The sequence below is a fragment of the Shimazuella alba genome, from assembly GCF_009831235.1.
In the GTDB taxonomy this organism is placed as follows: domain Bacteria; phylum Bacillota; class Bacilli; order Thermoactinomycetales; family Thermoactinomycetaceae; genus Shimazuella; species Shimazuella alba.
This window is the reverse complement of the sequence record NZ_WUUL01000012.1, coordinates 123,287-133,312: the sequence shown is the minus strand read 5'-3', so window position 1 is coordinate 133,312 and position 10,026 is coordinate 123,287. Positions and strand designations below refer to the sequence as shown.

At 36.5% G+C, this 10,026-nt stretch carries 10 protein-coding genes; 8 read left to right on the top strand and 2 right to left on the bottom strand.

Annotated elements, in window-relative coordinates:
* Positions 1–860 precede the first annotated feature (860 nt).
* From GSM42_RS21445 to GSM42_RS16320, 3 genes are all read left to right on the top strand, one after another.
* Positions 861–1,028, top strand: a complete 168-nt coding sequence (locus tag GSM42_RS21445; RefSeq protein WP_420821008.1) for a restriction endonuclease — start codon at positions 861–863, stop codon at positions 1,026–1,028.
* Between the two features lie 31 nt (positions 1,029–1,059).
* Positions 1,060–1,335: an ArsR/SmtB family transcription factor gene (locus GSM42_RS16325; RefSeq protein ID WP_160802597.1), complete on the top strand. Its 276-nt coding sequence runs from the start codon at positions 1,060–1,062 to the stop codon at positions 1,333–1,335.
* A 101-nt stretch (positions 1,336–1,436) separates the two neighbouring features.
* Entirely contained in the window at positions 1,437–1,820 is a 384-nt protein-coding gene (locus GSM42_RS16320) for a VOC family protein (RefSeq protein ID WP_160802596.1), read from the top strand.
* A 308-nt stretch (positions 1,821–2,128) separates the two neighbouring features.
* Here GSM42_RS16320 and GSM42_RS16315 read toward each other — a convergent pair whose 3' ends face one another.
* Together GSM42_RS16315 and pdxR are read right to left on the bottom strand one after the other, a co-directional pair.
* A complete protein-coding gene (locus GSM42_RS16315) occupies positions 2,129–3,001 on the bottom strand; it encodes an RCC1 domain-containing protein (RefSeq protein ID WP_160802595.1) in 873 nt (290 codons plus the stop codon).
* 792 nt (positions 3,002–3,793) lie between these two features.
* Complete coding sequence (pdxR, locus tag GSM42_RS16310; protein WP_160802594.1) at positions 3,794–5,188, bottom strand: MocR-like pyridoxine biosynthesis transcription factor PdxR; 1,395 nt, start codon at positions 5,186–5,188, stop codon at positions 3,794–3,796.
* A gap of 133 nt (positions 5,189–5,321) precedes the next feature.
* Here pdxR and GSM42_RS16305 point away from each other — a divergent pair, with 133 nt between their 5' ends.
* From GSM42_RS16305 to GSM42_RS16285, 5 genes are all read left to right on the top strand, one after another.
* Positions 5,322–5,948, top strand: a complete 627-nt coding sequence (locus GSM42_RS16305) for an FMN-binding negative transcriptional regulator (protein WP_160802593.1) — start codon at positions 5,322–5,324, stop codon at positions 5,946–5,948.
* 116 nt (positions 5,949–6,064) lie between these two features.
* The gene (locus GSM42_RS16300; protein ID WP_160802592.1) at positions 6,065–6,703 is read left to right on the top strand and encodes a LysE family translocator; all 639 of its coding nucleotides are present in this window, start codon (positions 6,065–6,067) and stop codon (positions 6,701–6,703) included.
* Between the two features lie 226 nt (positions 6,704–6,929).
* Positions 6,930–7,901 carry a sugar-binding transcriptional regulator gene (locus GSM42_RS16295; protein ID WP_160802591.1) on the top strand — a complete coding sequence of 324 codons (972 nt, stop codon included), beginning with the start codon at positions 6,930–6,932 and terminating at the stop codon, positions 7,899–7,901.
* 166 nt (positions 7,902–8,067) lie between these two features.
* Positions 8,068–8,739, top strand: a complete 672-nt coding sequence (gene deoC / locus GSM42_RS16290; RefSeq protein ID WP_160802590.1) for a deoxyribose-phosphate aldolase — start codon at positions 8,068–8,070, stop codon at positions 8,737–8,739.
* A gap of 80 nt (positions 8,740–8,819) precedes the next feature.
* Positions 8,820–10,001, top strand: a complete 1,182-nt coding sequence (locus GSM42_RS16285; RefSeq protein WP_160802589.1) for a NupC/NupG family nucleoside CNT transporter — start codon at positions 8,820–8,822, stop codon at positions 9,999–10,001.
* Positions 10,002–10,026 lie beyond the last annotated feature (25 nt).

Genomic DNA, 10,026 nt, shown 5'->3' with positions numbered 1-10,026 from the left:
GTTATCCCTCTTTCAATTATTTAAGTTTGCAACTCAGTTAATATAAGGTTTAAATTTTCTTCGGTAGTGTTCCATTCGTTTGGAACCAAAACGATTTTATCGATGGGAAACCCTCCTATTTAGTGAGTTTAACAACATCTTTATTATATCATTTATTCGGAATAAAGAAAATTTTATAAATGAGGCAGAACCAGCAGCTTTTTTGTGTACGGGCGATAAATTGCAATAAACTTGGTTTAAATATCAACTGTTAATGTCGGTTGGATATCTTTATCTTGGCTAATGATTAATTTAAAGATAAATTTTGAAAAAGATACTTAAAAAAACGAAAGCAGGATAAGGTTTAGTTATTCAACAACAATAATATTCAGAAACCAAAGAGGAATTCATATAAATTGGTGCTAGCGATGATTAAATTGTAAAGATTTCTGATACATAATTTTAATAAACATGCTATTACATGATAATGTCATGCAATGGCAAATGTTAAAACTACAATGCATACAAGCTCTAACAGAAGAAAATGCACGAAAATCTCACGGTTAACGGGTCTATCGCTAAGAGAAATTAGGAAGTTGTTTTGGAAAGGGCATGAATGCGATGGGCGAAAACGAGAATATCATGATGATGCACTTACTGGGGATAAAATTGCAATGAAGGATACTCCACCCACCTCCACAAGAAGATCCCATTATATTGCAGATTTTAACCACAATAAAAGGAAAACAAAGATGCTATGTAAACAAAACCAGAAGCAACGTAAATTAAACGAGATATCTAAGGAGCTAAGCGAAACCTTGCTGCGATGGAGGAGTTAGGAGATGCTACTGGCCAGAGATACTTAATTTTGTTGGGGCTCTATCAACCAAAAATGCTGTAAGAGGGTCTTTATTACTAGTTCTTCAAAATTCACCTCAAATGCCATTAATAGTGCAGAGAAAGTTCCAAAGAATATTGTCCTAATTGATGGTGTAGATCTCCATGATGAGCTTCCTTTGGTATGCAACTTTACAGTTTCTTATATTTGACAGCAACCATAAAGTTGCATATACTTGATATATGAATTCGGACAAAGACGCGATATTCAAAGCACTTGGCGACTCGACTCGGCGGCTTATATTAGACGAACTATCCGAACGCAACGAGCTGACGTTGTATGAACTAACGGCACGTCTCATTATGAAGCACGACCTTTCCATTTCGCGACAGGCGATCGCTAAACATCTTACTACATTGGAAGATGCAGATCTCGTAAAATCAAAACGAAAGGGAAAATATCGAGTACTTATGTTTAACAACGAACCACTTAAAAACTTACTGAAAGGGTGGATATAGTAATTTTATAATATCGGACCAGATTTCCGACGAATATGTAGGTGCAACCAGATTGATACACAGGACCATGCTTCACAATTAACAAAGGAGGAAACAATAGGATGGAAATTGTTATTACCAGTATATTTGTACATGATCAAGACAAAGCACTGGAATTTTATTCAGAAAAGCTGGGGTTTGTAAAGAAGGAAGACGTTCCCGCTGGAGCATTTAGGTGGATAACGCTTGTTTCTCCCAATAATCAAGACGGTACCGAGCTTCTACTCGAACCGAATGACCATCCTGCTGCCAAAGAGTATCAAGAGAAGATATTTGCCGACGGTATCCCAGCGACAATGTTTGCTGTTGCGGATATTCGTAAAGAGTATAAACGATTAATGGAAAAAGATGTGAAGTTTACGATGGAGCCGACAGAAATGGGCGAAGTCACAATAGCTGTCTTCGACGATACATGTGGCAACCTTATTCAGATAGTGCAGAAGTAAATTCGAAACGAACTAACTTAATACGAAACGACTTTATGGACAAGTTTTAAGGTCAATGAAGTGTTTTTAAACAATTTTATTTATACCCCCATCCAAAAACAGGACGGGGGTATATGTATAAAGTATAAAATTTAAACAATTTATTGTAATATTCATATTTTCTTGTTGCTGGTGGTGACAGGCTTCAGAGTGGATGTTGTTTTATAACGGTGTATTATATCAGACAATACACCCTGATCAGGCAGCCAAAACTTCTTACCTTATCCTACGTTTCGTGTTTATGAAGAATACCCAACAATAATGGATGGTCAAATTTTGTTGGGCAATTGGATGTCGTGCCAGCCGCTTACATCGCATTGGCCATATTCATTATCACCAACAGCAACCACTGTGCCGTTCGATTTAAGGCCGATGGTATGAGCACAACCCGCTGCAACTGCTACAATATCGCACCATTCGCTTATATTACATTGACCATATTTATTCCAGCCCGTAGCTACCACAGTACCGTCTGACTTAAGGCCGATGGTATGATTACTACCCACCGCAATCGCCACAATACCGTGCCAGCCGCTCACATCACATTGGCCTGCCTTATTTTGACCCACAGCAACCGCTGTGCCATCTGATTGAATTCCAACAGTATGAAGATAACCTGCCGCAACTGCCACTATGTCGGTCCATTCGCTTACATTGCATTGGAGATATTGATTATTACCTACACCAATCGCAGTACCGTCCAAATTAAGCCCGACGGTATGCCAGTCACCCGCCGTGACCGCCACAATATCATGCCAGCCGCTTACATTGCATTGGCCTTCATTATTTCGGCCCGCAGCTACCACCGAACCATTCGATTTAAGGCCGATGGTATGACGCCATCCCGCCGCAACTGCTATAATATCGCCCCAGTCGTTTACATCACATTGGCCATGTTTATTCCAACCCACTGCGGCAACAGTACCATTCGCTTTAAGCCCAATCGTATGAGTATTACCTGTGTTTGTAGCCATATGAACATTACCAGCAGCGACTGTCACAATATCGAGCCAATCGCTTACGTTACATTGGCCATATTTATTATCACCTACAGCCGTCACTGTTCCGTCCGATTGAAGCCCAACAGTATGACGACGACCAGCCGCTATGGTATCTTTAAACCACTGTTTTTGTTTATTCATTTCCCTCACCTGCCTAATAAGGATGTTAATTGCAAGTAATATTCTAATTTTACATCAAGGGAATTCTCTGTTACCTGCATTAGGTCATTATATGATTTATTAAATGAATTTTAAAGGGAACAAAAAACAACAGTCTCGACTATATCTAAGAGCAGAGGAGATAGGATGAAATGAATAATTAAGTCAATTAGAAGATTAGGGGTAGGGAATCGTTTAATGGATGTCGTCGAACAAAAATAGCATTAGATAAATTTCTAGAATTGCAGGAGTAGGAGTTGGAATACACATGCATTACGGTCAGGCACAAAGATTAGGAAAACACTATGATCTGGTAACGCTACTGAGCTAGCCCCCGGGGTGGTGGGTGATTATATGTTAATAGAGACTATATCTCTAATGGCAGAGGATTTACCTTTTACAATAAAAAATTAAATATCAGTTTGAAAGTGTATGCTGATGACGATCTAATACTGTATATGACGAAAAGATCGAAATAGATTTTATTTTGAAAGACTGTTGAATAAGGTACATTCAATTAAAAAAAGAAAAGAAAGATGTACAATCATACTGATCTCTAAAAAATTCAAGAAGAAGATCGTATCCGAGTTTTGAATGTCAGGACATTTATTATGATAGTACCTGACAGGAAATGCCGAAAAGCAGCTAATCGAAAAATACAAGAATAATAATGCCTCGTGTTATCTAGAATTTCGATATATCTTGGAGTTTTTAAAGCTAATCATTTTCCTGACGTTTAACAAAAACTTTCCTCAGTCATAACCAGAGAAATTTTTATTTATCCATATCCCTTACCCAAGCCTCTTTTAAAAGCTTTACACCAAGTTGGATTTCATCACAAGAAAGATTACTAAAACCAAGTTTAATCATGGGTTCATCCAAGTTATTTTTCATGAAGTAGATAGAGGTGGGATATACTTTCACACCGTGAGAGGAAGCTCGTTCGATTAGCCATTCTTCAGAACGATCCAAGTGCACTTTGACTAATACATATAAACCAGACTGCTTGCCAATGATAGATAGGCTTTGCTTGAATTCTTTGCTTAATGAAGATACTAAGTGGTGCATTTTTCGTTTATAGACAAGGCGCATGCGTTTGATATGGCGATTCCATTCTCCTTCTTCCATAAATTTAGCCATGGTGAGCTGGCTAAGAAGGGAAGTGGTATTTTCGAAATGACAAAATTGATTTTTGTAATGATTTAATAGAGGGTGTGGTAACACCATGTAGCTTAAACGGATTCCTGGAAGAAAAGATTTAGAGAAATTACCCAGATAAATCACTCTTGTGGAATCGATGGATGCTAAGGCTGGAAATGGCTGTTGTGTATAACGGAATTCACTATCATAATCGTCTTCAATAATGTACCCATGCATCTTGTTAGCCCAATGAATAAGCGAATGTCGTTGCTGAATGGGCATGCTTACCCCATATGGACTATGATGGGAAGGCGTTACATAGATGATTCGAGATTTCATTTGTTCTAATGATGAAAAATCAGCACCTGTTTCATAAACTGGTAAAGTTTCAAGCGCAAAACCATTTAATTGGAAAGCCCCTCTAGCACCATCATACCCAGGGTTCTCTACGATAACACTAGCAACATCGTTCTTCAGAATATGCCCAAGATAGAGAAGCAATTGTTGGGTACTGCCACCGATAATAATCGCATTTGCATCTGTTTTCACCCCGCGGGATTGGAACAAGTATGCAGATATTTGTTCGCGTAGATTCTCTTCACCAAAGGGTTCCCCATAAAAAAAGCTCTCTTTTAAAGTTAATACTTGATTGGATATCCGTCTCCAAGTTTTTAATGGAAAATTCGTTTGATCAACAGCTCCTGCTCGGAAATCAATGATATAAGGTTTCGCTGATGTTGTTTGTTTTTTGATAGGAGGTGTTGATGATCCTGGGAAAATATAAGGTTCTAATTTATTTGCAAAATACCCTTTGCGTCCTTCTCCGCGTATATATCCTTCCGCTACAAGCTGCTCATATGCTGTTAGTGTTGTATTACGACTTACTTGGAGGGAGTCTGCAAGTTGACGAATAGAGGGCAATTGTTCATCAGTCAGTATGTCACCTTGCTCAATATATAACTTAAGTTGTTCGTAAATTTGTTTGTATTTTGGAGAGCCATCATTAACAATAAAGATAGTATTTTTCATTTATGATCTCCTCTGACATGTGTTGTTTCTTCATATTGTACCTTTTTATATGTCAGTTTCTATCTTATTATTTTTTATGCACCATCAAATGATACTGTTTTTTATCGTTAAGTAATGGAGGAGGAGCTTAATCATGTATATTCCTAAACATTTTAAAGTAACTGCTATCGATGAAATAGAAGAATTTATTACGAAGTATTCATTTGGAACACTTGTTACAACAAAGAAAAGTAGGCCGATAGCTACTCATCTACCTCTATATCTAGAAAAGGATGTGGATGGTCATTACTATATGACAGGGCACTTGGCTTTTGGCAATCCTCAATGGAGAACTTTTGAGGAATCAGAAGAAGTTTTAGTTATGTTTCAAGGGCCGCATGCCTATATATCCTCTTCTTGGTACAATCACGAAAATGTTCCTACATGGAATTATCAAGCTGTCCATATCTATGGCAAAGCAGAAACAGTAACTAAAGAAGAGTTAATAAACGGGCTTAAAAAGCTGTTAAATAAATATGAAGGGCATCGTGAGAATCCGATTTTATGGGAAAAACTTTCACCTGACTTGTTAGAGACTGAATTAAAGGGGATTGTCGGTTTTAAAATAAAAGTCCGAGAGGTTCAAGCAGCATATAAGCTAAGCCAAAATCGCGATGAAGAGGACAAAAAAAATATTATTGGCAAACTATATGAAGAAGCTGATGTGAATTCACATCAGCTGGCAGAGGCAATGATGAAAAGTTGTAAATATATGGATTAGGACCTACTACACGAAGACAATTATTTATTAAATCATGGAATAAGGAATGCAAAACGAAATTACAGCGAAATATCTTTTACTAATTTAGAAAATAGGATGAAAAGGAGTTGTTACTTATGGAGTTTTCAACTATTTGGTTATTTGCGGTTTCTGCTGCTGCGCTATTAATCATACCTGGACCAGCTGTATTATACATTATGGCAAGAAGTATAAATCAGGGGAAAAAAGCGGGACTAGTATCCGTTCTGGGTGTAACACTTGGCGGATCTGCTCATGTTTTAGCTGGTGCCCTAGGAGTTTCTGCGATCCTTATGACTTCTGTGACAGCCTTTCATCTCGTGAAGTACTTAGGTGCTGCTTATCTTATCTATCTGGGTTGTAAGACTTTGTTATTTTCATCAAATTCAACAACTTCCGAAATTCCTAAATCTCCGCGTAAAAAATTAACTAAGATTTTATATCAATCCGTGCTTGTAGAAGTAATGAATCCTAAAACAGCACTCTTTTTTTTAGCATTTTTTCCACAATTTATATCAACTTCTGCTGGATCAGTTCCCGTGCAGTTTTTGCTTTTAGGAACTATATTTATTATCCTAGCTTTTATTAATGATGGTCTCTATGCTCTTCTTGCAGCAAGTATTAGAAATCGTATGATAGGTAGTAAAGATAGTTCCAAGTTAATAAATCAAATAATTGGTTACTTATATATTGTTTTAGGGCTTTTCTCCGCCTTTGCAAGCCCATCCAAATCGTAAAATTATCCTCTGTCATCCACAAATGATATTATTATGATCTGTTCTAATAAAAGTAAAGTCGATTTCATGTATGTAAGGAAAATCGGCTTTTTCTATTTGATGTTTGGGTTGTTTCCAATCCTGAGGGAAGCACTATGAAATTTTAATGGAATACAAGTGGTATAATGTTTGTACTTACAATGGCATACCATGACAGGCAAATGTAGAAAGGATACGAATGGGTACTATGGACAAAGAGAAACAACAATTAAGCGTGGAAGTCGCAAGACTATACTATCAATCGGACTATAGTCAACAAGAAATTGCCAATAAATTGAATATCTCGAGACCAACCATCTCGAGATTGTTAAAATATGCAAAAGAGAAAGGGTTCGTTCAAATTCATATAGCGGACCCATTTGCTGATTTAGACAATGCAGGAAACTTACTTAGAGAAAAATATGATTTATTAGAAGCACATGTTGTATTTTCTCCAGTACCAGAGTATGCGACTATTACAGCATACATTAGTAAATACGCTGCTGAATATATGGAGAAGACTGTTACTAATGGTGATATCATCGGTGTGAGCTGGGGAACAACGATGTATGAAATAGCTAGAAAAATTGTGCCTCAGCATATAAAAGGGGTAGAGGTTGTTCAATTAAAAGGAGGTATTAGTCATTCAAGTGTTAATACATATGCAAACGAAACGATTACCCTATTTGCAGATGCCTTTCAAACAACACCACAAAACCTACCGCTTCCAGTTATATTTGATAACGCAGTTACAAAAGAACTAGTCGAACAGGATAGACATATTCGCCATATTATTGAGATGGGAAAACAAGCAAATATTGCAATTTTCACAGTTGGAACAGTTAGAGACGAAGCTCTATTATTCCAATTAGGATATTTAGATAAAAAAGAAGTAAGTTTATTGAAAGAGCAAGCCGTTGGTGACATTTGTTCACGTTTCTTTGATAGTGATGGTAATATTTGCAGTGCTGAAATTAATCAGCGTACAATTGGCATTGATTTAGCAGAGCTTCGCTTAAAGAAAAGATCCGTTCTGGTTGCGGGAGGATCAAGAAAGGTAAAAGCAATTGATGGCGCATTAAGCGGAGGATACGCAAATGTTGTGATTATAGATCAGCATACTGCGAAAGAGTTACTAAATTATAAAAAAATGAAAGATAGGAGATCCTCTCAAACATAATGAATTTGAGAGGCCTTTTTATTTGATTACTAATAAAAGCCTGGATTTGATTTAATAATAATAAATAAGAAATAAAAGATTTGAACAAAATTTCAAAGGTGTATTTACATTTGTTCGGAGTGGAGTTAGAATGAAGGTGCTAAAAGGGATAAGAGGAGCAAAGAAAATGGACATAGCGAATTTAATTGATCATACAGCTTTGAAACCAGATACTAAAAAAGATGATATTTTAAAAGTTTTAGAAGAAGCAAAAAAATATGGCTTCGCTTCTGTTTGTATTAATCCAGTTTGGGTAAAATTAGCTGCTGAAGAATTAGCAGGACAAGGTGTGGAGGTCTGCACAGTTATTGGATTTCCTTTAGGAGCAAATACTACTGAGACAAAAGTATATGAAACAAAAGATGTTATTGCAAAAGGTGCAACGGAAGTAGACATGGTTATCAATATCGGAGCTCTAAAAGCTGGTGCAGATGATCTTGTTGAAAAGGATATATATGAAGTTGTAAAAGCTGCAAAAGGAAAAGCACTTGTAAAAGTTATTATTGAAACTTGTTTGTTAACAGATGAAGAAAAAATTCGAGCTTGCCAATTATCTGTAAAAGCTGGAGCTGATTTTGTAAAAACTTCAACGGGATTTTCCACTGGTGGAGCAACTTCCAAAGATATTGCATTAATGCGCAAAACAGTTGGAGAAAACGTTGGAGTGAAAGCATCTGGTGGCATTCGCACACGCGAAGATGCAGAGAAAATGGTGGAAGCTGGAGCTTCTAGAATCGGAGCAAGTGCAAGTGTTGCGATTGTCTTAAACGATAAAGAAAGTGATCCAAATAACTACTGACATGCATCGAAAATGTTGAAAGTAATAGATTTATAAATTTTTTTAAAAAATATGTAAGCGGATACAAAAGGAGAGTGTTTATGAATTACGTTATAGGTATTATAGGTCTCGTCATTATTTTAGGTGTCACATGGCTTGCTAGTAATAATAGGAAAAAAGTCAAATACAAACCTATTATAATCATGATTATATTACAGTTTATTTTAGGTTTTATTTTATTAAATACGACCGTAGGGAATGTACTTATCGCTGGAATTGCAAATGGTTTTGGACAACTGTTAAAGTATGCTGGTGAAGGTATTAATTTTGTATTTGGAGGCTTGGTAAATCAAAAAGAATTCTCCTTCTTTTTAGGTGTATTAATGCCAATTGTGTTTATTTCAGCGTTAATTGGTATTTTACAGCACCTTAAAGTATTACCGTTCATTGTGAAGTATATAGGTTTAGCTTTAAGTAAAGTAAATGGAATGGGGAAACTTGAATCATACAATGCTGTAGCTTCAGCAATTTTAGGGCAATCAGAAGTGTTTATTTCCGTTAAGAAGCAGTTAGGTTTACTATCAGAAAGAAGACTATACACATTATGTGCCTCAGCGATGTCAACTGTTTCTATGTCTATCGTTGGGTCATATATGGTTTTATTAAAACCTCAATATGTTGTAACGGCTCTAGTACTTAACTTATTTGGTGGGTTTATTATCGCTTCGATTATTAATCCTTATGATGTTACGGAAAAAGAAGATATGTTAGAAGTACAAGAGACAGAGAAAAAGAGCTTTTTCGAAGTATTAGGAGAATATATAATGGATGGCTTTAAAGTTGCTATTACGGTAGCGGCGATGCTGATTGGATTCATTGCTCTGATTGCTTTTATAAATGCTGTGTTCAAAGGAATAATTGGTATATCATTCCAAGAAATCCTCGGTTATGTATTTGCGCCATTTGCTTTTATTATAGGAGTTCCTTGGCATGAAGCTGTTAACGCGGGTAACATTATGGCGACGAAACTGGTATCAAATGAATTTGTTGCTATGACAAATTTAGCACAAGGCAACTTTCACTTCACAGAAAGAACAACTGCTATTATATCTGTGTTCCTTGTTTCATTCGCAAACTTCTCTTCCATCGGAATTATCGCTGGTGCTGTTAAAAGTTTAAATGAAAAACAAGGAAATGTGGTAGCAAGGTTTGGGTTGAAATTACTTCTCGGAGCAACTTTAGTGAGCTTTTTATCGGCAACGATTGTTGGCTTAATCGTTTAAGAGTATGAATAAAGGAGTAGTGATT